Source organism: Lederbergia panacisoli, assembly GCF_024626525.1.
In the GTDB taxonomy this organism is placed as follows: domain Bacteria; phylum Bacillota; class Bacilli; order Bacillales; family Bacillaceae_C; genus Lederbergia; species Lederbergia panacisoli.
In genome coordinates this window covers 471,027-494,384 of the sequence record NZ_JANJGU010000001.1, presented here as the reverse complement: position 1 = coordinate 494,384, position 23,358 = coordinate 471,027, and the positions used below count along the sequence as shown (strand labels likewise).

Genomic DNA, 23,358 nt, shown 5'->3' with positions numbered 1-23,358 from the left:
CTTTATGTTATGTTAGTTTAGAGAGGTGGACCAATGTTATATCCTAAAACGAGGTGGGTTGTTCAAACTACGAATGATCAAACCGTAAAAGCACTCGCAGAACAATTAAATATTTCTCCACTTTTGGCCTCTATGCTTATTAATCGAGGAATAAATGATGTTATCGAAGCAAGAGAATTTATACATTCAGAAAGCGGAGAATTTCATGATCCTTTTTTATTTCCCGATATGGATAGGAGTATAGATAGAATTAAAAGGGCAATTGAAACGTACGAACCAATTTTAATTTTCGGTGATTATGATGCTGATGGTGTAACAAGCACAACTGTAATGATGGACATTCTAACAAAAATGAATGCAAATGTTACATATTATATCCCGAATCGTTTTACAGAAGGATATGGGCCAAATGAAAATGCATTCAGAGAGGCTCATAAACAAGGGATAACATTAATTATTACGGTGGATACAGGAATTTCAGCCATTAATGAAGTAAAACTGGCAAATGAACTTGGCATCGACGTGATTATCACAGATCACCATGAGCCTGGAAACATTCTACCAGAAGCATTTGCAATTATTCATCCAAAACTGCCTCATTCAAATTACCCATTTTCAGAGCTTGCAGGTGTGGGAGTTGCGTTTAAACTTGCACACGCTATAAATGGAGAACTTCCTGAAGAATTGCTTGATTTAGTTGCCATTGGCACTATTGCTGACCTTGTACCATTGCACGGGGAAAATCGTCTTCTTGTAAAGGCAGGTTTGAAGAAATTAACCTATACAACACGTAAAGGTCTTCAAGCTTTATGTAAAATATCCGGAGCTAAGTTATCTGAAATTAATGAGGAAACGGTTGGATTTGTCATTGGGCCAAGGTTGAATGCAGCGGGTCGAATGAATCATGCGGCTCCAGCAGTAGAATTATTAAGAACAAATGATATTGAAGCTGCCGAGCAGCTTGCTGAAGAAATAGATTTTATGAATAAAGAGCGGCAGCAAAATGTTACAGAAATAACAAATGAAGCAGTCGCTATGGTCGAAAATGATTTTCCGCCCAATGAAAATAACATTATTGTTATTGGAAAAGAAGGTTGGAGCGCGGGTGTAATTGGTATCGTAGCCTCTAGATTGGTGGATCGCTTTTATAGGCCAGCTATCGTTTTAAGCTACGACAAAACAACGGGACTTGCTAAAGGATCTGCTCGAAGTATTCACGGTTTTAACTTATATAAAAATCTCTCAGCTCTATCCCATTTACTTCCTCATTTTGGCGGTCATCCAATGGCGGCTGGAATGACCTTAAAGATTGAAGATGTTGATCTTTTACGCCGGAATCTGGACGAAGCTTGTGGAAATCAACTTACAGCTGAAGACTTTATCCCTGTAACAGAATTAGATGCGGCACTTTCCATTGATGAGGTAAATGTTGAAGCGATTGGACAATTAGAGTTGCTTGCACCTTTTGGAATGGGAAACCCCAAACCTAAAGTAATGATCCAAAGTACAATGGCAACCGAAGTAAGAAAAATAGGAGCAAATAAGACGCATTTAAAAATGACTTTAGAAAAGCCAGGGTTTACACTTGATGGAGTTGGTTTTAATATTGGTCATTTAGCGGATGATATATCGGCAAATTCAAAAATATCCGTTATTGGTGAACTTTCAATCAATGAGTGGAATAATATGAGAAAACCACAAATCGTTATGAAGGATTTGGCTATTCGTGAATGGCAGCTTTTTGACGTACGGGGTAATAAGCAAATAGATCTAGATGATCCGACGAAAATGTTGATTATTTTTGCTGAGAAGTATATGAAACAATTTGAGTATAGAAATAATCTCATATTGGTAAAAAATAAGGAAGATGCAAGCGAAATTAATATAAATGAAAAACAAATCATCCTATATGATTTGCCAGAAGATATTGAAATACTAGAAATGCTTATTAAAGGTAAGACCCCAGAGCGCATATATGCGCATTTTTATCATGCTCAGACACAATTTTTTTCTATCATTCCCACAAGGGACCATTTCAAGTGGTATTATGCCTTCCTTTTAAAAAGGCAACGTTTTGATTTGAAGAAATTTGGAGAAGACCTTGCGAAATATAGAGGCTGGTCAGTAGAAACAGTTAAGTTTATGTCGCAAGTGTTTTTTGAATTAAATTTTGTTACAATAAAGGATGGATTCATTACAGTTAATCCAGCTAAGCAGAAAAAAGATCTAGCAGATTCGCAGACGTATCAAAAAAAACAAGAGCAAATTAGTATGGAAAAATTATTGTTATTTTCATCGAATACGGAATTGAAAACATGGTTCGATGAAAGGTTGGCACATAATGTGTCTTATGAGGAGGAAACAAAAGCATGGATTTGAAACAATTTATTACGATTGTCCCTGACTGGCCGAAGGAAGGGATCATTTTTAAGGATATTACAACGTTGATGGATCATGGCGAGGCATACCACTACGCTACTGATCAAATAGTGGATTACGCAAAGGAAAAGAAAATCGACATCGTTGTGGGTCCAGAAGCAAGAGGGTTTATCATCGGATGTCCGGTGGCTTATGCATTAGGTCTTGGGTTTGCTCCTGTGCGTAAAGAAGGAAAGCTTCCTCGTGAAACAATAAAAGCAGATTACGGAAAAGAGTACGGGAAAGATGCACTTACGATACATAAGGATGCAATCAAACCTGGGCAAAGAGTACTTATAACCGATGATTTATTGGCAACTGGTGGCACTATTCAAGCTACAATTGAATTAGTTGAAAAACTCGGTGGTGTCGTTGCGGGAATTGCATTTCTTATTGAACTGTCATACTTAAATGGTAGGGAAAGTTTGGATGGCTATGACATCCTTTCATTAATGACATTCTAATTTTCAATGGCTGTCCCAAAAATTCGCGGATGATTTTTGCGAAGGGGCAGCCTTACTATTTTATTATTTTGTTGAAATTATTGTCAAAACCTTTACAACTGTGTCTCTTTTCTCGATAATAGATATCATATATTCAATTTTCATAAAAAGGTGATCCTCATGGCTAAAGATGAAAAAATACTAGCGGAAGAAGTGATAAATCAAACAAGTAAATACTTGAATGCTGAAAATGTTGCATTAGTGCAAAAAGCGTATGAGTTTGCAAGTGCTGCACATAAAGAACAATTTCGTAAATCAGGGGAGCCTTACATTATCCACCCTATTCAAGTAGCAGGCATACTTGCAGATTTAGAGATGGATCCGGCAACATTAATAGGTGGCTTTCTCCACGATGTCGTTGAAGATACGTCTGTCACTATTGCTGAGATAAAAGAAGCATTTGGCAACGAAGTAGCGATGCTTGTCGATGGGGTTACGAAGTTAGGTAAAATTAAGTATAAATCACATCAAGAACAACAAGCGGAGAATCATCGGAAAATGTTTATCGCTATGGCACAAGATATTAGGGTCATTTTGATAAAATTAGCGGATAGACTTCACAATATGCGCACACTTAAACATTTACCTCCGGAAAAGCAAAGAAGGATTGCAAATGAAACACTAGAAATTTTCGCCCCATTAGCACATCGGCTCGGGATTTCAAAAATCAAATGGGAACTTGAAGATACTGCTCTCCGTTATTTAAATCCTCAGCAGTATTACCGGATTGTCAATTTAATGAAAAGAAAAAGGGAAGAGCGGGAGCAATATCTTGAAGATGTCATGTCCGAAGTGAAGGATCGCCTTGATGAAATGGAAATAAAAGCGGAAGTTTACGGAAGACCGAAGCATATTTATTCCATTTATCGAAAAATGGTTCTCCAGCATAAGCAGTTTAATGAAATATATGATTTGCTTGCGGTTCGGATTATTGTTAATAGTATAAAAGATTGTTATGCAGTATTGGGAATTATTCATACGTGTTGGAAACCTATGCCGGGACGCTTCAAGGATTATATCGCGATGCCGAAGCCAAATATGTACCAATCCCTGCATACCACTGTTATTGGACCGAAAGGCGACCCTCTTGAAGTCCAAATTAGGACAATGGAAATGCATCGTATCTCAGAATTTGGGGTTGCCGCCCATTGGGCATATAAAGAAGGAAAAACAATTACTCCTCAAGCATCTTTCGAGAAAAAACTTTCTTGGTTCAGGGAGATACTAGAGTTCCAAAATGAATCTGAAAATGCAGAAGAATTTATGGAGTCATTAAAAATTGATCTCTTTTCTGATATGGTGTTTGTGTTTACTCCTAAAGGGGATGTTATTGAGCTTCCTGCGGGATCTGTTCCAATTGATTTCGCATATCGAATTCACTCCGAAATAGGAAATAAGACAATTGGAGCAAAAATTAACGGTAAAATCGTTACATTAGACTATAAATTAAAAACTGGGGATATTATTGAAATCCTCACTTCCAAGCATTCATATGGACCTAGCCAGGACTGGTTGAAGCTGGCACAAACTTCGCAAGCAAAAAATAAAATTCGACAATTTTTTAAGAGGCAGCGTAAAGAGGAAAATATCCTTAAAGGTAGAGAATTGGTTGAAAAAGAAATTAAAGAAATGGATTTTGACCTGAAGAAGGTAATGACTGCTGAAAATCTTAAAAAAGTCGCAGACAAATTCAATTTTGGAAATGAAGACGATATGTTTGCAAGCGTCGGATATAACGGCATTTCAGCATTACAAGTGGCAAATCGTCTCACAGAAAAGTTAAGAAAACAACGGGATCAGGAAGAAGCGGAGAGGGAGATTACGGCAGAAGTAAAAACCGATCCCGCTCCAAAACGTCATGATGCCGGAGTAACGGTAAAAGGTGCTGATAATTTACTCATCCGTTTATCAAGGTGCTGCAATCCTGTGCCGGGGGATGAGATCATCGGATTTGTTACGAAAGGGCGAGGTGTTTCAGTTCACCGAGCAGATTGCCCAAATATTGATGCTAGTGAAATGGAAAACCGATTAATTCCAGTAGAATGGGAATCAGATTCAGCGAATCGCAAGGAATATAATGTGGAAATTGAAATATCAGGCTTTGACCGCCGGGGTTTATTAAATGAAGTTCTTCAAACCGTCAGTGGAACAAAAACAAACATTACAGCGGTAACTGGAAGATCGGACCGTAATAAAATGGCAACGATTATGATGTCGATATCCATCCAAAATATCGGTCATCTTCATAAGGTTGTAGATAAAATTAAACAAATTCCAGATATATATGCCGTTAGAAGAATAATGAACTAAGGAGTTTTAATCATTAATGAGAGTAGTATTGCAAAGATGTAAAGAGGCAAGTGTAACAGTAGAAGGTAATATTACAGGTTCGATAGACCAAGGTTTTGTTTTATTAGTAGGAATTACCCATGAAGATTCTGAGCAAGAATGTGAATGGCTAGCAGATAAAATTGTCAATTTACGAATCTTTGAAGATGATGCAGGAAAAATGAACCGCTCTTTGATTGATACGGAAGGAGCAATTTTATCCATTTCACAATTTACTCTTTACGGGGATTGCACTAAAGGAAGAAGGCCAAACTTCATGAATGCCGCAAAACCTGAACATGCCGAAATATTATATCATCGTTTTAATCAGCTATTAAAAGAAAAAGGCATTCAAGTAGAGACGGGTATTTTTGGCGCAATGATGGATGTAAAATTAATTAATGATGGACCGGTTACACTTGTTTTGGAAAGGTAATATATAAGGCAAGTGAGGAAGGTTTCTTAACATGGCTGTTGATTTCCGCTCCAGGTGGCTTCGCTTTCCGCGGGCGGTACGGGGAGCCTCCTCGGCGCAAGCGCCTGTGGGGTCTCCCTTGTTCCGTACTCCCGCGACGGACATGACGTCCTAGTGTCGGCGTTTGCCACATGACGTGGCCGTCTTTAGCCGACCAGGAGTCTTCGCCGCCTTCCGCTCCAATCAACAGGTTCTTATATTAGGATTTATTTTTTTAAAAGGTATAATTCCCCTCGTTAATAAGGGAGTTATACCTTTTTTGCTGAATAATAGTTGAGTCTCAAATACTTTCGTATTGCTAATATTGTGGCATGTTGTTATTTTTTGCGAAATACTAAAACCTTCTGAGCGCCATAATCGTGTTACAAATGAGAGGATGTGAATCGATGATGAAAAGATCCGTGTTACGTGCGGAGTTGGATTGTGCCGATCGTATGTCATCAGATCATATGAACAGTCACATTACCGAAGTATACGATCGTCATGTTGAAATTGTTTATCGAGTTTGCTTTTCGATTTTGGGCAACAGCCAGGATGCTGAGGATGCTGTGCAAACGGTATTTGTGAAATTTATGGAAAGTAAGAAATCTTTTATTGACATCGAACATGAAAAAGCATGGCTAATAGTAACAGCAAAGAATCAGTGCTTCGATTTTCATCGTAAATGGTGGAAAAAAAAGGTTGTTGATTATGATTTAAACACCGTGGGTTGGTTAGGAACAGATTCCTTTGAGTATAGCGATTTGGAGGAAAAATTGAGGAAATTACCTGCTACCCACAGATTAATTCTATACCTTCATTATTATGAGGGATATAAATTAATTGAAATTGCAGATATGTTAGACATGAATATTAATACGGTGAAAACAAGGATCCGGAGTGCTAAGAAGCGATTAAAATTGGAGATTGGAGATGACTATCGTGGATGAGAAAAATTTAATTGGTTATTTCGAAAGCACAACACCGGGAGACGAACAAAAATTACGAATGAGAAAAGCGATCTTGTCCCAAACTCACGAAAAAGTTACTGACTCAAAGAAAAAATGGAGGTGGGATTGGGCGAAAATAACAGCAGCCTCTGTTATATGTGTAGCATTAGCATTTCTATTTTCGATAAATAATCCATTTAATGGTGAGGCATTTGCCTATGCAATCAACATCATAGATCCGGACGGTACTAGAATACAATTAGCAGACAACGAAAATACTCGTGAGGATTTTGGGATTTCTGTAAGCAATGTAAATTCAAGACCGGATTTGGAGTTTTATATTGACGGTGAAGACATAGAAAAAATTGAAATAACTACGAGTAATGAGTATATATATGCCGTGGATTGGACGGAAACACAGCACAGGAAGTATTGGGATGTTGAGTATTATCAGTACTTTGATGAAGAAAAACAGATAGCAGTAGCTGACTTTGATCTTATTTATGATAAACAACTTACCATGACATTCGATGAGAATTTTAGTGATTATGATAAAATTTGGTTTCGCTGGGTTGCTTGGGATCTATATCAATGGGCAGCGGCGGATGATTACGCTCATTTCCTTGGTGAGGGCATCAAAATAGATGATTTGAGTGATGAAGAAAAAACACGTATTGCTACTGGGGGCACAGGCTTAGGAATTGGCCATATTCAATTAGATGGCTACCCCGAGAATTTAAGAGAGGATACCATTACCATAACTATTACAAATAGAGATGGGAAGGAAATAACGAAAGTAATTGGAGTAAAAGTAAGCAATAATGAACTAAGACAAACAGTAGTAACAGCCACTTTGTTAGACAATTAAAATAAAAATAGTTCCTCCTATAAAATGCACGTAATTGATTTTGGAACAATGTTGATTGTAGCGGAAGGTGTGAGACTCCTGGTCGACTAAAGTCGGCCACGTCCTGTGGCCAACGTCGACACTAGGACGTCCTGTCCGTCGCTGGGAATACGGAACTGGGGAGATCCCGCAGGCGCCTTGGCGCCGAGGAAGCTCCCCGTAACGCCCGCGGATAGCGAACACCTGCAGCGGAAATCAACAGTCAAGGTTAACAGACAAATCAATAAAAAAGAGGAGGTGTCTAAAAAGTCATAGTAAGATATTTTAGATCCCTCCCTTTTTTAATTCCCCGAAAAATAATCAATTAGACCTTTTTCAATCGCATTTGTAATTTTATCCATGTACGTATTCGTTTTAATGATTTCCTCTTCGGCAGGGTTGCTTAAATATCCTAGCTCAAGCAATATCGAAGGTTGTTGATTTTCTCTAAGTACATAGTAGTCGCCATATCGGACCCCGCGGTCTGAAATGTTGATGGCGTTAGTAATATGATTGTGCACGGTTTCCGCCAATTTCATTTCGTTGTCGTAATAATAATACGTTGTGTGGCCATGAACTGAACTATCTTCTATACTATCAAAGTGCAGGCTAATGAAAACGTCGGCATTTTCGATATAAGCAATTTCCGCCCGATCTTGTAAACTTACGTATTCATCGTAAGATCTAGTCAATACAACATTAAAGCCAGCAGTTGATAATTTATCACTTAGAAGTAATGCCGCATTCATCGTCAAATCTTTCTCAAGTGTTCCGTTTGCTCCGGCAGCCCCTTCATCACGTCCCCCGTGACCTGGATCAATAACAATGGTTTTTGAAAAAGTTTTCGCCTTTGCCGGAACTTTATTAGTTCTTGAAACAATCCAGCTTGCTATAAACCCTTTTTTTCCTGAACCAAATTCAATCTTTATCCAATCTCCATCTTTTTCTAAAACCCTATAAACATCTTTTGATGAAGCTTGTCCAATTATATTCGATTTTAAGGTTGGTTTTTTTCTAATATTCGTCCCATCATATAATGGGCTAATATAATGTTCTTCCTGACCAGAAATATTACTATTAGTTGGTTGACTTGGTTTTATTGTTTCAATGTAAGCACTGCTTACAAAAGCGCGACCAGATGAAAATTCTATTTCATACCAATCATCTTTATGATCCAAAATAACAACTTCATCACCCATTTGTAGGTTACCTAAAACAGAACCGGAAAGATTCGGCTCTGATCGAATATTTAAATGATCGGCTGTAACCATTCCTGTACTTGTGTTCGATGGAGCTTTTTGCTCCTGGGCCAACCAGTTTGCTATCCACCCTTTTTTACCAGATGGAAGCTTAATTTCATACCAGTCATCTTTTTGATTTTTTACTTCATATGTTTCTCCTTTTCGGATTTGGGTAATGATTGAATAAGTTGTACCTGGTTTTTCTCGAACATTCACTATATCTTCAGTAACAACAATGGTATCAGATTCCGCAAAAATTACTGGAGAAAATCGTACAAAAAGAATAACTAGTAAGAATGGAATGATAATAAATAAGAATAGTTTTTTCCCCAAAAAATGAAACCGCCTTTCTCACTGACCTAAATATCAATTTTACCAATTTTCTTATATTCTAATCAAATTTAATATTCGAGGAAAAGTATAAAAATCCTTTTAAGTTTATTAAATTGGGTAATACTAACTAAGGTAGTGCATGGTTGATTTCATTTAGGTAAGAGAATAAATAGGCGGAGAATTTCCGGTTAATGTATATAGAGGGAGCTTAAGTAGCAGAAATAAACGGAGATATTCCGGTTAACTGCTCTAAATATAACAAAATCCATAGATTTGAATCATATAAACGGAAAATCATCCCTTATTTTTAAGGAAATATGGGTATTTTTCAAAATAAAAGGAATTCTTCCGTTTATTTTTCAAACGTCTTGAAATCAACATTCAGTTATAGTAGAGGGATGAAGAGTCGCCCAACATGAGAAAAGAAAATATTAGTTAATTGGATTGGAGGGCGGCGACTCCTGGTCGGCTAAAAACGGCCACGTCCTGGGGCCAACGCCGACACTAGGACTTCCTGTCCGTCGGGGGATCTGCGTGATAGGTGAGACCCCGCAAGGCGCGAAGCGACTGAGGAGGCTCACCGCACGCCCCCCGGAACTTTTGTCATAAATGTGGAAAACTTGTACCATCTAAATCGGTGAATCCCGAGAGTCTATAAAATAAATAGGAGGCATCAAGTTGAGAGCAAATGAACAAAATCGTATAGCTTCCTTCAGTACATCTCAGCTTTTTTCATTGAATTTTAAACATAGTATTGAAAAAGAGAATTATACGGTTATGGAGGAGCATAGTTCAGAATACGGACTTTCTTTGGCAGATATTAAAGGGTTTAAAAAAAGAATGGGTAGGTCTTAGCTTTAAAAACGGAATAAAACAATTATGGTATGTATTGACAAAGTTTTATGATATTCGTATGATAAATGAATAATTATAAACATGAACATAGTAGCCAATGAGGGAAAAAGTAATTAAGATCCGTATGGAAAGAGAGGAAATGCCATGGCTGGAAGCATTTCTCCAAATCGACTTAATGAAGCACATTCCGTAGGCTTTCGTTTCGAAAGGGTAAATCTTAGTAGGAATGAACGTAATCAGGCGATAACTGTTTGAGTGGGAGCTGGATTTTCAGCTTCAAAAAGGGTGGCACCGCGGGAATATACCTCTCGTCCCTTGTTTTTCGAAACAAGAGACGAGGGGTTTTTATTTTTAATCCGTTTTTGTTAAAGGAGGAATCGTTATGACCATACAAATACCGAGAGGGACGCAAGACATCCTTCCTGGAGTGGTTGAAAAGTGGCAATTCATTGAGGGAAAAGCGAAAGAAATTTGCAATAAATATCAATATCGGGAAATCCGAACTCCTATTTTTGAAAATACTGAACTTTTTTTACGAGGAGTTGGGGATACGACTGACATTGTACAAAAGGAAATGTACTCCTTTCATGATCGAGGTGGAAGGAACATCACACTTCGGCCGGAAGGAACCGCTTCAGTCGTTCGATCTTTTGCAGAAAATAAAATGTTTGGAAATCCCACACAACCGGTAAAGCTTTATTATTTAGGGCCGATGTTCCGTTACGAGCGTCCACAAGCAGGAAGATACCGCCAATTTGTTCAGTTTGGGGTAGAAGCATTAGGAAGTATGGATCCAGCTATTGATGCCGAAGTGATTTCGCTTGCAATGGATTTATACAAATCTCTCGGTTTAAAGAAGCTGCGCCTTGTCATTAATAGTCTTGGAGACAATGAGAGCAGGAATGCTCATAGAACGGCCCTGATTAATCACTTCGAACCAAGAATTGATGAATTTTGTGGAGATTGCCAAAAACGGCTCGAAAAAAATCCATTAAGAATACTTGATTGTAAGAAAGACCGTGATCATGAGTTAATGAAATCAGCACCTTCGATTCTTGAGTTTTTAAATGAAGATTCGAAGCAATATTTTGAAAAGGTAAAACAATACTTATCAGAAATGGATATTGATTTCATCGTGGATCCAACTTTAGTTAGAGGATTGGATTACTATAACCACACAGCATTTGAAATCATGAGTGAAGCAGAAGGCTTTGGAGCGATTACAACTCTTTGCGGCGGCGGTAGATATAATGGACTTGTAGAAGAGATGGGTGGTCCTGATACGCCCGGAATCGGTTTTGCATTAAGTATGGAAAGATTGATAAGTGCTCTGGAGGCAGAAGGAATAAATATTGATTCCAAATACGCTGCTGACTGCTATATTATTGCACTTGGAGATGAAGCGAGAGACTATTCTGTTTCTTTATTGCAAAAATTACGTCAAGCAGGGTTTTCTTCTGATCGTGATTATTTAAATCGAAAACTAAAAGCGCAATTTAAAGCTGCTGAGCGTCTAGGTGCTAAATTCGCAATTATTTTAGGCGATGAAGAGTTGCAAACTGGCAAAATAACTGTAAAAAATTTAGATAATGGTGAACAAAGCGTAATGTCGCTGCACAATTTTATAGATGAATTTAGTAAGCAATGCCGATGAGGAGGATTTTGTATGTTTGGTAGAACACATTATTGTGGAGAGATTACGGATAAGTCGATTGGAGAGTCCGTTATTTTAAAGGGATGGGTGCAAAGACGTCGTGATTTAGGAGGATTGATATTCATTGATCTTCGTGACAGAACGGGTATTGTACAAATTGTCTTTAATCCTGAAATATCTAGGCAAGCACTAGCAATTGCCGAAAAAGTCAGAAACGAATACGTAGTGGATGTTCGTGGGACCGTTGTGGCAAGAGATATAGGAACGATAAATGAAAATTTGAAAACAGGTAAAATAGAAATAGTCGTATCTGAAGTAAACATTATCAACGAATCGAAGACTCCTCCATTTATGATTGAAAACAATTCCGAAGCGGCTGAAGACATCCGCTTGAAATATAGATATTTGGATCTTCGCAGAACGGAAATGTACGATGTTTTTAAAATGCGCTCGACAGTAACGAGAACGATTCGTAACTTTTTGGATGAAGAGGGATATCTTGATATCGAAACGCCAATTCTTACGAAGAGTACTCCGGAAGGGGCAAGGGATTATTTAGTCCCAAGCCGTGTTCATCCAGGAGAGTTTTTTGCTTTGCCGCAATCACCGCAAATATTTAAGCAATTATTGATGGTTAGTGGATTTGATAAATATTATCAAATTGCCAGATGTTTTCGTGATGAGGATTTGCGGGCTGACCGTCAGCCGGAATTTACACAAATTGATATTGAAGTAAGCTTCATGAGTCAAGAAGACATTAGGGAAATGGTTGAGCGGATGATGAAGCAAGTAATGTTAGCTACGAAAGGACTTGAAATCCAGACTCCTTTCCCTATCATGCCATATGACGAAGCAATGGAAAAGTATGGATCAGATAAACCGGATACACGATTTGGAATGGAATTACAAGATATTTCAAAGTTAGTCGAAAACTCCAGCTTTAAAGTATTTTCAAATGCCATTTCAACTGGCGGCCGAGTGAAAGCTCTCGTCGTAAAAGAACGTGCTGATCAATTTTCTAGAAAAGATATTGACGGTTTAGGTGAATTTGCTGCTCGTTACGGAGCTAAAGGTCTAGCCTGGCTCAAAGTTGATGCTGATGGATTAAAAGGTCCAATCGCAAAATTCTTCGCTGAAACTGAACAAACAGAGCTTTGTGGATTCCTTTCAGCTGAACAAGGAGACTTAATACTGTTTGCAGCTGATTCCAAAAAAGTTGTGGCAGATTCATTAGGTGCATTACGCTTGAAGCTTGGTAAAGCTTTAGGATTGATCAATGAAAATCAATACAATTTCCTCTGGGTTACAGAGTGGCCATTACTGGAATATGATGAAGAAGAAAATCGCTATTATGCAGCACATCATCCTTTTACAATGCCTCGGCGCGAAGATTTGGATAAGCTTGAATCAGATCCGAGTGAGGTGAAAGCACAAGCGTATGACCTAGTATTAAATGGCTATGAATTAGGTGGAGGTTCATTGCGAATATATGAACGTGACATTCAAGAAAAGATGTTTAAGGTACTCGGATTTTCCGCGGAAGAAGCGAAAGAGCAATTTGGATTTTTGCTTGAAGCTTTTGAATATGGAACCCCTCCCCATGGTGGTATTGCCTTAGGACTAGATCGAATTGTCATGCTCTTAGCCGGCAGAAATAGCCTTCGTGATACGATTGCTTTCCCGAAAACGGCAAGTGCGAGTGATTTGTTAATGAAGGCGCCTGATGAGGTGAGTGAATCTCAACTAAAAGAATTGCATCTTGCTGTAGATGTCAAGGCTGAAAAGGTTTTGTAATGGATTTGTAATAGGTAAATTGGGGATAATTTCCCATGCAATTACGTTTGAAAAAAGCATTTTCCTATGTTAATATTTAATCAACAAGAAAAGTCCTGATGTGTTCGTCTATACACCTTTTCGTTTTGACCGACATCTCATACCTACGGGAGTTTGGCGTTTCCAGACTAAATGCAAGCCTCCACGAGAGGACACGTAAGGCCTGGAGCAGGACACCCACCTGCCAAGAGCGGGTTCAAAACAAAGGATTTTTAACAGACGGCATAATTGGGACTTTTCCTAATTTCTAACAAAGCAGCCTTTTATTGAAAGGCTGTTTTTATTTTGTTGTAAAATAGTACTTTTTCATTTATTCTAATTCAGAGTAAAAAGACTTAACATACTTGGAGCTGATATACATGTTGCATCAATTTTCTAGAAACGAATTGGCGATTGGAAAGGAAGGACTAACATTATTAAAAAACAGCACAGTTGCCATTCTTGGAGTAGGTGGAGTAGGTACATTTGCAGCGGAGGCATTGGCGCGAAGCGGTATTGGAAAATTAATTCTTGTTGATAAAGATGATGTAGATATAACAAATGTGAACAGACAACTCATTGCCCTACTGTCAACAGTTGGACAGCCCAAAGTTGATTTAATGAAAAAAAGAATTGAGGATATAAATCCTGAATGTGAAGTGGTTGCTTTAAAAATGTTTTATACAGAGGAGACATATGAAACTTTTTTTGAACATAAACCGGATTTTGTTGTTGATGCTTCAGACACCATATCTTTTAAAATTCATTTAATCAAAGAATGCTTAAAGCGTGATATCGCGATTATTTCATCAATGGGTGCTGCCAATAAAATGGATCCAACACGATTAATGATTAAGGATATTTTTAAAACGCATACGGACCCGATTGCGAAAGTAATTAGAACGAGACTTAGAAAAGAAGGCATTAAAAAAGGAATTCCTGTTGTTTTCTCTGATGAGAGTCCTATTGTTATTCGTGAAGATGTACGGAAAACGGTCGGGAAGGATGACTCGGAGATTAGAAAGGCGCAAATGCCGCCTTCTTCTAATGCATTTGTTCCTTCGACAGTTGGCTTGATTATGGCGAGTTACGTCGTTCGCGAAATCTTGAAGGACATTCGTATCTATAGAGTAAACGATGAGTAAAATAGTGAAAGGCAGTTAAGAAGTGATTCTTAACTGCCTTATTGATTAACTTTTATTGATTTTTTCATATATCGATGCAAGTGCTTGTTCGAATTTTCCAGTTTGTTTTGGTTTATAGTACTGCTTATTCTTCAATTTATCAGGGAGATATTGCTGCTTGACCCAACCGTTTTCATAATCATGAGGGTATTTATAATCAATCCCTCTTCCAAGCGCTTTTGCTCCTTTATAATGGGCGTCTTTTAAATGGAGGGGAACTTCTCCACTTAATCCTGCTTGGATGTCAGCAAGTGCTTCATCAATGGCACTGATAGCGGAATTGGATTTCGGTGATAAACATAATTCTATAACCGCATTTGCAAGTGGGATTCTTGCTTCCGGGAATCCAATTTTTTCAGCAGTTTGGATCGCGGCCAAAGTCCGTGGTCCCGCTTGCGGATTGGCAAGACCTATATCTTCATATGCGATCACGAGTAGTCTCCTTGAAATGCTTGGTAGGTCACCGGCTTCAATTAAACGACCTAAATAATGAAGGGCTGCATTCGCATCGCTTCCTCTAATAGACTTTTGAAAGCCGCTTAATACATCATAATGAGCATCTCCATCTTTATCATGTGCCAAGCTTTTCTTTTGAAGGCACTCTTCAGCAATCGCTTCAGTAATTTGAATCACGCCATCTTCACTTGGTTCAGTCGATAATACAGCAAGTTCCAATGCATTTAAAGAACTTCTAGCATCTCCATTACTCGATCTTGCTAGATGATTTAAAGCTTTTTCATCAAGAGAAATGGAATAAGAACCGAGTCCCCTAACAGGGTCTTCCAATGCTCTAAGCAACGTTTCTTTTATTTCAGTTTCCGTTAATGGAAATAACTCAAAGATTTGACAGCGGCTTCTAATGGCGGGATTTATAGCGTGATACGGATTACTCGTTGTTGCTCCTATTAAAATTATCATTCCATTTTCTAAATATGGCAGTAAAAAATCTTGTTTTCCCTTATCAAGTCTATGGACCTCATCCAATAATAGTATGACTTTCCCACTCATCTTTCCTTCTGCAGCAACAATTTCCATATCTTTTTTATTATTTGTTACGGCATTTAGTGTTCTGAAGGCATATTTTGTACTGCCCGCAATTGCACTTGCAATAGATGTTTTTCCGATTCCCGGAGGACCATATAATATCATTGAAGACAGCTGTTTTGCTTTAACCATTCTTGCAATGATTTTCCCTTCTCCAACTAAATGCTGCTGCCCGGCAATCTCTTCTATTGATTGGGGGCGCATTCTAAAGGCTAAAGGTTGATTTTTCAATGTAATCTCTCCAAACCTACGTTCTATACTATTCATTCTATCATAACAAATCAGCAGTAGGTATGCATTTAAGAATATGTATGTGCTATAATTGAGCAATGCAAAGGAGTACACACGTATGCAAAAACATAGAAAAAATTTTTGTAGGCATATTATTTTTACGATCGGTTTACTAATTATGTCTCTAGGGATTGTTTTAATGATTATTTCAGACTTCGGGGTTTCACCTTGGGATGTATTGCATGTTGGCCTTTATTATCAATTAGGGTTATCGATTGGCACATGGTCCATTCTCGTCGGAATTACAATATTGGGAAGTTCAGCAGTACTGATGAAGAGATGGCCACAATATGGTGCGTATTTAAATATGATTCTGATTGGTATTTTTATAGATATGTTCATGCTTCTTCCGTTTTTGAATGAACCTGATTCTTTATTAGGGAAAATAGTTATGTTTTTAATTGGGATGATACTTTACTCATATGGAATGGGTATTTATTTATCGGCTAAGCTCGGAGCCGGTCCGAGGGACAGTTTCATGCTGGCTATGCAGGAGAAAACTGGCTGGAAAGTGTCGACAGTTCGTAGAATAATGGAAATAGCCGTTCTTTTTATTGGATGGCTATTAGGTGGGCCCGTTTTTGTCGGCACACTTATATTCAGTGTCGCCATTGGAACGTTTATCGGGTTTGCCTTACCGCAATGTCAACTATTAACGGATAAAATATTGGACAAAAAGATAGATAATCACATTGAGAAAGAACTAGAACGAGGTGTAAGCTAATGAAAATTTCAACAAAAGGTAGATATGGATTAACGATAATGATTGAGCTGGCAAAAAGACATGGTGAGGGACCTATATCCTTAAAGTCAATTGCCCAAACCCATGATCTCTCAGAGCATTATTTAGAGCAATTGGCAGGCCCACTGCGCAATGCTGGTCTTGTTAGAAGTATAAGGGGAGCTTACGGTGGTTATGTTTTAGCTGATGAACCTGCAAAAATTACAGCGGGAGATATCATTCGTGTATTGGAGGGTCCGATCAGTCCTGTTGAAGGGATTGAAGATGAAGAGCCTGCTAAACGTAAATTATGGATGAGGATTCGAGATGCAGTGAAAGATGTTTTGGATAATACAACGGTAGAGGATCTGGCTAATCATTCGGACGATGATACGCCTGATTCTTATATGTTCTATATCTAATTTTTAGAAACAGGTGAAAAACATGGATAGAATATATCTAGATCATGCGGCGACGACTCCCATTCATCCGCTCGTTGCGGAAAAAATTGCAGAAACGATGTCTTATACATTTGGAAATCCATCCAGTATCCATTCATTTGGGCGTGAGTCAAGAAAGGTATTGGATGAGTCGCGAACGATATTGGCAAACAGTCTAAACGCCCTTTTCTCTGAAATAGTTTTTACTAGCGGTGGTACTGAGGCGGATAATTTAGCGATTATCGGAGCGGCACGAGCGAATAAACATAAAGGCAAACACATCATCACGACTAATATCGAACACCATGCTGTTCTCCATACATGTCAGTTTCTTGAAAAGGAAGGGTTTGAAGTTACATACCTTGCTCCAAATCAAGATGGTCTCATAAGTGTGGAAACAGTAAAAAATCAAATAAGGTCTGACACGATTCTTGTTTCAATTATGTATGGTAATAATGAAGTAGGAGTCATCCAGCCTATTCAAGAAATCGGCGAGCTTTTAAGTTCACATCAAGCAGTCTTCCATACGGATGCGGTTCAAGCTTATGGAACAATTCTATTAGATGTTAAAAAATTAAATGTAGACTTGCTGTCTGTATCTGCCCATAAAATAAATGGTCCAAAAGGAATTGGCTTTTTATATATAAAGTCAGGAACTAAACTTAATCCGAGTTCTTTTGGCGGAGAACAAGAATTAAAAAGGCGGGCAGGTACTGAAAGTGTTCCTTTAATTGCCGGTTTTGCTAAAGCATCAGCTATAGCAATGGAAAGTATTGAAGAAAAACAAAATGAATATAAGAAAATAAAAAATACCTTTATAAAAACTTTGAAATCAGAACAAGTTGATTTTATTGTAAATGGCTCTAGTGAGAGTTCTCTCCCACATATCGTAAATATCAGTTTCCCCAGAACGGATGTGGAGGCAATGCTAGTTAATTTAGATATGGCGGGAATATCTGCTTCAAGCGGATCTGCTTGTACAGCTGGTTCAATCGAGCCTTCCCATGTACTTGTAGCGATGTACGGATCAAATTCTGAACGAACTAGAAATTCCATTCGCTTCAGCTTTGGACTTGGGAATGAATTAGATCAAGTAGTAGAGGCCGCAAGAGAGACAGCAAGAATTGTTCATAGGCTACAAAATTGAAAGGAAGATGAAAGATGATTAAAGCGCCAAAAGATACGCGTGTCGTAGTTGGTATGTCTGGCGGTGTTGATTCATCAGTAGCTGCTTTATTGTTAAAAGAGCAAGGATATGATGTAATTGGCATTTTCATGAAAAATTGGGATGATACAGACGAAAATGGGGTTTGTACCGCAACGGAGGATTATAACGATGTTATCCAAGTGTGCAACCAAATCGGCATTCCGTATTATGCAGTTAATTTTGAAAAACAATATTGGGATAAAGTGTTTACGTATTTTCTTGATGAATATAAAGCAGGACGGACTCCGAACCCCGATGTAATGTGTAATAAGGAAATAAAGTTTAAAGCATTTCTGGAGCATGCAATGAAACTTGGCGCCGATTATTTGGCAACTGGACATTATGCACAAGTTGAAATGCACGACGAGAAAGTAAAAATGCTCCGTGGTGTAGATTCAAATAAAGATCAAACGTATTTTTTGAATCAATTAGGTCAGGATCAACTTCAAAAAGTCATGTTTCCAATTGGTTCAATTGATAAAAAGCGAGTAAGAGAAATTGCAAAAGAAGCAGGACTTGCGACAGCATCCAAAAAAGATAGCACAGGTATATGCTTCATCGGTGAGAGAAATTTCAAGGAATTTCTAAGCGGTTATTTACCTGCTCAAAAAGGGGAAATGGAGACACTCGATGGGAAAAAAGTTGGCAAGCATGATGGACTAATGTATTATACAATTGGTCAACGTCACGGGCTTGGAATTGGTGGTGCAGGAGAACCTTGGTTCGTCGTTGGAAAAGATTTAGAACGGAATGTTCTTTATGTGGAACAAGGCTTTGACCATCCTTCTCTATATTCTGATTCAATTCATGCAGTAAACGTAAATTGGGTATCGAATCAACAAAAGCCGCAAGAATTTACTTGTACCGCAAAGTTTCGTTATCGTCAACCAGATGAAGAAGTGACCGTGCAGATTCAGGAAAATGGTGACGTAAATGTGATATTTGCAAAACCTGTTCGAGCCGTTACCCCAGGACAAGCAGTTGTGTTTTATAATGAGGAAGAATGTCTAGGCGGCGGTACGATTGATACGATTTATAAAAATAATCATAAACTTGATTATGTCGGCTAACTGCTTATCATTATTATGATAAGCAGTTTTTTATATGTTATAATCCAATTAATTGAAGTTTCGGAGTGAATAAAATGGATAAAAATTTGCAAGGAATTGAGTTTTTACAAAAAGGAAATGTTGAAAAAGCAATTCAAATGTTTACAGAAGCGATAGAAGAAAATCCGCACGATGCTGTTGGATATGTTAATTTCGCTAACGTTCTTATTTCTGTAGGAGAGCTAGAGAGAGCTGAACAATTTTTAAAAAGAGCGATAGATATTGATGAGAAAGCATCGGCAGCTTTTTACAGCTATGGTAACTTATTTTTCAATAAAGAGCGCTATGATAAAGCGGCAGGGATGTTCGAGAAGGCTCTCGCAATCGGGCCGGAAACGAACGATCTCCAATATATGCTAGGAATGTGTTTTGTGAATCTTGGAAGAAATGAATTATCACTTCCTTATTTACAAAGAAGTGTGGAGCTTAATGGTCAAGATGTAGAAGCTAGATTTCAATATGCCCTTTCGCTGGCACGAAGCGAAGTATACGACGAGGCGATAAAGCAATTGGAGAACGTAGTCAAGGCGAATTCCAATCATGCGGATGCCTATTATAATTTGGGTGTTGCTTATTTAGCCCATCATGAAGATGTAGAAAAGGCTCTTCATTGTTTTAATAAAGCTTTGGAAATTCAACCAAATCATGCACTTGCGGCAAATGGTAAGAAACTAGTGGAAAACTTGTTGGAAGAAGAAGGGCAATAAGCCACTAGGATGGGGGAATCAAATATGACTGCTCAGGATTCTCTTGATTTATTTCAAGATAACGAAATGTATATAAAAGGTCGCCATCTCGTGACAATCTTTCATAATGAACAAAACTTTTATTCTGTCATCCGGGTTAGAGTAGTTGGAACGAATGTTGATCACAAGGAAAAAGAGGCAGTTGTCACCGGGTTTTTTCCTAAGCTTCATGAGCAGGAAACATATATTTTTTATGGGCAATTTAAAGATCACCCTAAATTTGGGCTACAATTTAATGCCGATCATTTTAAAAAAGAAATGCCCCAAACGAAGCAAGGTGTTGTAACGTATTTATCAAGTGATTTATTTAAAGGGATCGGAAAAAAAACAGCTGAACGAATTGTTGATTCACTTGGTGAAAATGCCATATCTAGAATACTGGGACAGCCTTCACTACTTGATCAAGTTCCTAAGCTTGCTCCTGAAACGGCAAAGCAACTATACGATTCACTACTTGAGCATCAGGGGCTTGAACAAGTAATGATTGCTCTAAATCAATACGGTTTTGGTCCTCAAATTTCCATGAAGATTTACCAAGTGTATAAAGATGAGACGTTGAAGGTATTGCAAAATAATCCATATCAATTGATTGAGGATGTGGAAGGAATTGGTTTTGTAAGGGCAGATGAACTAGGGAGTCAGCTCGGAATTACTGGAAGTCATCCCGATCGAATTAAAGCTGGTTGTTTATTCGTTTTAGAGCAAGAATGTTTAAAAAATGGACATGTATATTTAGATAGCGCGGAGATTCTTGAAAAAGTAAAAGTTTTACTGGAAGAAAGCCAGAGAATTGACGTTCCTTTTCAGGATATTGCAACACAATTAATTATGCTGGAAGAGGAAGGGAAAATTGTAGGCGAAAATAAGCGTGTATATATGCCTTCCTTGTATTTTTCTGAAAAAGGAATTGTTACAAATATTGAGCGAATTATGGAACAAACCGAGTATGCAGAACAATTTCCTGAATCGGAATTTTTACTTTCACTAGGTAATTTAGAGGAACGATTACACGTTGATTATGCTCCTTCGCAACGAGATGCAATAAAAACAGCCTTATCGAGCCCGATGATGATATTGACTGGTGGACCGGGGACGGGTAAAACAACCGTCATAAAAGGGATTGTCGAGTTATATGCGGAATTACACGGATTATCACTTGAACCGCATGCTTATAAAAAGGAAGAACCCTTCCCTATTCTATTAACGGCTCCGACGGGTAGAGCTGCTAAAAGAATGGCTGAATCGACTGGTCTGCCTGCAATGACCATTCACAGACTTTTAGGAATGACGGGACAGGAACAGCTTGATTCCGATGAAGTGCGGGAAATTGAAGGCAGGCTTGTCATCGTGGATGAAATGTCGATGGTGGATACATGGCTTGCTCATCAATTATTAAAAGCATTGCCACAATCAATTCAAGTCATTTTTGTAGGGGATGAAGACCAACTGCCATCTGTTGGACCCGGTCAAGTACTTAAGGATTTAATTGACTCCAATAGTATCCCAACTGTTCAATTAACGGACATATATCGTCAAGAGGAAGGATCCTCTATCATTAATCTTGCACACGAAATTAAAAATGGCAGAACACCAGTTGATCTCGTCAAGCAGCAGAAAGATCGCTCCTTTTTTCAATGCCAAACAGGACAAATAAGCGAAGTCATAAAAAAAGTTGTCCTAAACGCTAAACAAAAAGGTTATACAGCAAAAGATGTTCAAGTTCTGGCACCAATGTACCGAGGACCGGCGGGGATTGATAATTTAAATAAAATACTTCAGGAAATTTTTAACCCTAATCATGATAAGAATAGAAAAGAAATCGTTTTTGGAGATGTTACATTTAGAATCGGCGACAAAGTGCTACAGTTAGTAAATCAACCCGAACAACATGTATTTAATGGCGATATGGGAGAAATTATTTCTATTTTATATGCTAAGGAAAATACAGAAAATCAAGATATGGTGATTGTCTCTTTTGAAGGAACAGAAGTAACCTACACTAGAGGAGACTTAAACCAAATCACTCACGCTTTCTGCTGCTCCATCCATAAGTCCCAAGGAAGTGAATTTCCTATTGTCATCCTTCCTGTCGTCCGCAGCTATTATAGAATGTTAAGACGGAATTTACTCTATACTGCGATTACGAGAAGTAAACAATTTCTTATATTATGCGGTGAAGAAAGTGCCTTTCGCATGGGAGTGGAACGCAAGGATGATTTAATTAGAAAAACATCGTTATATGAAAGATTAATTTCAGATTCAAATTCGCCTCCAATTCAACAACAGGAAGTTTTGACGGAAGAAACCATCCCACTTATCGATCCAATGATCGGCATGGAAAATGTTTCGCCTTATGATTTTTTGGATTGAGGAGGAAAATAAAAATGTTCGGAAAGGCGGGGGATTCTTTGCGGACATTTTCTCTTTTAAAAGGGATGCCTGTTTATGAAAAAAATGGAGATTTGCTTGGTGAAGTGTGTGACATTATCATTCAAGAAAGCGGAAAAGTATCCCACCTTTTACTACAATGTAAAGGCTTGATTGGCAATAGGCACAAAGTTCCAATACAGAATATCATTTCATTTGGTAAAGATGGGATCTTGCTTGAAAGTAAGGAGCTTCTTACTAAATATAAAGGGAAGTCTTCTGAATTTACGATGCATCATGACAAGCCACTTACAAAGAAACATACATTATCGCAAATAGGAGAGCAGCTTGGTCTATTAGATGATGTATATTTTCTGGAAGAAATGGGCACAATCGTAGGGTATGAACTGACGGATGGTTTCTTTTCTGATATAACTCAAGGAAAACGAGTGATCAGAACTCCCCACCCACCTAAGATTGGAAAAGATGCCATTATCGTGTCGGTAACTAAGCTGCGAGGTGGCAAATCCCATGATGAAATGTCCCAATTGCCAAAGTAAAGATCTTGGTAAAATAGGCATCAATCAATATTACTGTTGGAACTGTTTTATTGAACTGTCGGTCGGTAATCGTTTAATACACACACATCAAGTGGAAGAAGATGGATCTTTAAGTTCATTGGATGACTTGTTTAATGAACAGGAACGAAAACTGAGCTAATCGACTAAAGAAACTGTCCTATTTTAGGGCAGTTTCTTTACATTCAGAGGATAAAACCGTTCTCGTTTCGGAAAACTAACTAGGAGGGGGAATTA

At 38.1% G+C, this 23,358-nt stretch carries 20 protein-coding genes, 1 other RNA gene and 1 other annotated feature; of the genes, 19 read left to right on the top strand and 2 right to left on the bottom strand.

Annotated features, from left to right (window positions below; genetic code table 11):
* Positions 1 to 33 precede the first annotated feature (33 nt).
* From recJ to NQ185_RS02425, 6 genes are all read left to right on the top strand, one after another.
* Positions 34 to 2,379: a single-stranded-DNA-specific exonuclease RecJ gene (gene recJ / locus NQ185_RS02450; protein WP_257579928.1), complete on the top strand. Its 2,346-nt coding sequence runs from the start codon at positions 34 to 36 to the stop codon at positions 2,377 to 2,379.
* Positions 2,370 to 2,882 carry an adenine phosphoribosyltransferase gene (locus tag NQ185_RS02445; RefSeq protein WP_257579927.1) on the top strand — a complete coding sequence of 171 codons (513 nt, stop codon included), beginning with the start codon at positions 2,370 to 2,372 and terminating at the stop codon, positions 2,880 to 2,882. Before recJ ends, NQ185_RS02445 begins: the two co-directional genes overlap by 10 nt.
* 159 nt (positions 2,883 to 3,041) lie before the next feature.
* Complete coding sequence (locus tag NQ185_RS02440) at positions 3,042 to 5,231, top strand: RelA/SpoT family protein (protein ID WP_257579926.1); 2,190 nt, start codon at positions 3,042 to 3,044, stop codon at positions 5,229 to 5,231.
* A 16-nt stretch (positions 5,232 to 5,247) separates the two neighbouring features.
* Positions 5,248 to 5,685: a D-aminoacyl-tRNA deacylase gene (gene dtd, locus NQ185_RS02435; protein WP_257579925.1), complete on the top strand. Its 438-nt coding sequence runs from the start codon at positions 5,248 to 5,250 to the stop codon at positions 5,683 to 5,685.
* Positions 5,686 to 6,110: 425 nt separating this feature from the next.
* Entirely contained in the window at positions 6,111 to 6,653 is a 543-nt protein-coding gene (locus NQ185_RS02430; RefSeq protein ID WP_257579924.1) for an RNA polymerase sigma factor, read from the top strand.
* Positions 6,646 to 7,521 carry a hypothetical protein gene (locus tag NQ185_RS02425; RefSeq protein WP_257579923.1) on the top strand — a complete coding sequence of 292 codons (876 nt, stop codon included), beginning with the start codon at positions 6,646 to 6,648 and terminating at the stop codon, positions 7,519 to 7,521. The genes NQ185_RS02430 and NQ185_RS02425 overlap by 8 nt, the downstream gene beginning before the upstream one ends.
* Positions 7,522 to 7,841: 320 nt before the next feature.
* Here the strand turns inward: NQ185_RS02425 and NQ185_RS02420 are convergent, their stop codons facing one another.
* Positions 7,842 to 9,113 carry an N-acetylmuramoyl-L-alanine amidase family protein gene (locus NQ185_RS02420; protein WP_257579922.1) on the bottom strand — a complete coding sequence of 424 codons (1,272 nt, stop codon included), beginning with the start codon at positions 9,111 to 9,113 and terminating at the stop codon, positions 7,842 to 7,844.
* Positions 9,114 to 9,791: 678 nt separating this feature from the next.
* On the opposite strand from NQ185_RS02420, the gene NQ185_RS02415 reads away from it, so the two are divergent.
* The 5 genes from NQ185_RS02415 to NQ185_RS02395 all read left to right on the top strand — a co-directional run bounded on the left by NQ185_RS02415 (position 9,792) and on the right by NQ185_RS02395 (position 14,579).
* Positions 9,792 to 9,968: a hypothetical protein gene (locus NQ185_RS02415; protein ID WP_257579921.1), complete on the top strand. Its 177-nt coding sequence runs from the start codon at positions 9,792 to 9,794 to the stop codon at positions 9,966 to 9,968.
* A gap of 88 nt (positions 9,969 to 10,056) precedes the next feature.
* Positions 10,057 to 10,287 (top strand) — a binding site (T-box leader).
* A 63-nt stretch (positions 10,288 to 10,350) separates the two neighbouring features.
* Complete coding sequence (hisS, locus tag NQ185_RS02410; RefSeq protein ID WP_257579920.1) at positions 10,351 to 11,622, top strand: histidine--tRNA ligase; 1,272 nt, start codon at positions 10,351 to 10,353, stop codon at positions 11,620 to 11,622.
* 12 nt (positions 11,623 to 11,634) lie between these two features.
* Positions 11,635 to 13,416, top strand: a complete 1,782-nt coding sequence (gene aspS, locus NQ185_RS02405) for an aspartate--tRNA ligase (protein WP_257579919.1) — start codon at positions 11,635 to 11,637, stop codon at positions 13,414 to 13,416.
* Between the two features lie 89 nt (positions 13,417 to 13,505).
* A non-coding RNA gene (gene ssrS, locus NQ185_RS02400) (6S RNA) lies at positions 13,506 to 13,694 on the top strand.
* 120 nt (positions 13,695 to 13,814) lie between these two features.
* Positions 13,815 to 14,579, top strand: a complete 765-nt coding sequence (locus tag NQ185_RS02395; protein ID WP_257579918.1) for a tRNA threonylcarbamoyladenosine dehydratase — start codon at positions 13,815 to 13,817, stop codon at positions 14,577 to 14,579.
* Between the two features lie 45 nt (positions 14,580 to 14,624).
* On the opposite strand, the gene NQ185_RS02390 is transcribed toward NQ185_RS02395, so the two are convergent.
* The gene (locus tag NQ185_RS02390) at positions 14,625 to 15,893 is read right to left on the bottom strand and encodes a replication-associated recombination protein A (protein WP_257579917.1); all 1,269 of its coding nucleotides are present in this window, start codon (positions 15,891 to 15,893) and stop codon (positions 14,625 to 14,627) included.
* Positions 15,894 to 16,011: 118 nt separating this feature from the next.
* Here NQ185_RS02390 and NQ185_RS02385 point away from each other — a divergent pair, with 118 nt between their 5' ends.
* From NQ185_RS02385 to NQ185_RS02350, 8 genes are all read left to right on the top strand, one after another.
* On the top strand, positions 16,012 to 16,677 hold the full coding sequence (locus NQ185_RS02385; RefSeq protein WP_257579916.1) for a YczE/YyaS/YitT family protein: 666 nt from the start codon (positions 16,012 to 16,014) through the stop codon (positions 16,675 to 16,677).
* Positions 16,677 to 17,096 carry a cysteine metabolism transcriptional regulator CymR gene (gene cymR / locus NQ185_RS02380; protein WP_257579915.1) on the top strand — a complete coding sequence of 140 codons (420 nt, stop codon included), beginning with the start codon at positions 16,677 to 16,679 and terminating at the stop codon, positions 17,094 to 17,096. Before NQ185_RS02385 ends, cymR begins: the two co-directional genes overlap by 1 nt.
* A 22-nt stretch (positions 17,097 to 17,118) precedes the next feature.
* Positions 17,119 to 18,261: a cysteine desulfurase family protein gene (locus NQ185_RS02375; RefSeq protein ID WP_257579914.1), complete on the top strand. Its 1,143-nt coding sequence runs from the start codon at positions 17,119 to 17,121 to the stop codon at positions 18,259 to 18,261.
* 14 nt (positions 18,262 to 18,275) lie between these two features.
* Positions 18,276 to 19,391, top strand: coding sequence for a tRNA 2-thiouridine(34) synthase MnmA (gene mnmA / locus NQ185_RS02370; protein ID WP_257579913.1), 1,116 nt, complete (start codon positions 18,276 to 18,278; stop codon positions 19,389 to 19,391).
* Between the two features lie 74 nt (positions 19,392 to 19,465).
* Entirely contained in the window at positions 19,466 to 20,137 is a 672-nt protein-coding gene (locus NQ185_RS02365) for a tetratricopeptide repeat protein (protein WP_257579912.1), read from the top strand.
* Between the two features lie 24 nt (positions 20,138 to 20,161).
* Entirely contained in the window at positions 20,162 to 22,546 is a 2,385-nt protein-coding gene (recD2, locus tag NQ185_RS02360; protein WP_257579911.1) for an SF1B family DNA helicase RecD2, read from the top strand.
* A gap of 14 nt (positions 22,547 to 22,560) precedes the next feature.
* Positions 22,561 to 23,103 (top strand): PRC-barrel domain-containing protein, encoded by a 543-nt coding sequence (locus tag NQ185_RS02355; RefSeq protein WP_257579910.1) that lies wholly within the window; start codon positions 22,561 to 22,563, stop codon positions 23,101 to 23,103.
* Positions 23,075 to 23,263 (top strand): YrzR-like zinc ribbon domain, encoded by a 189-nt coding sequence (locus NQ185_RS02350; RefSeq protein WP_244680478.1) that lies wholly within the window; start codon positions 23,075 to 23,077, stop codon positions 23,261 to 23,263. Before NQ185_RS02355 ends, NQ185_RS02350 begins: the two co-directional genes overlap by 29 nt.
* The last annotated feature ends 95 nt before the right edge of the window (positions 23,264 to 23,358 follow it).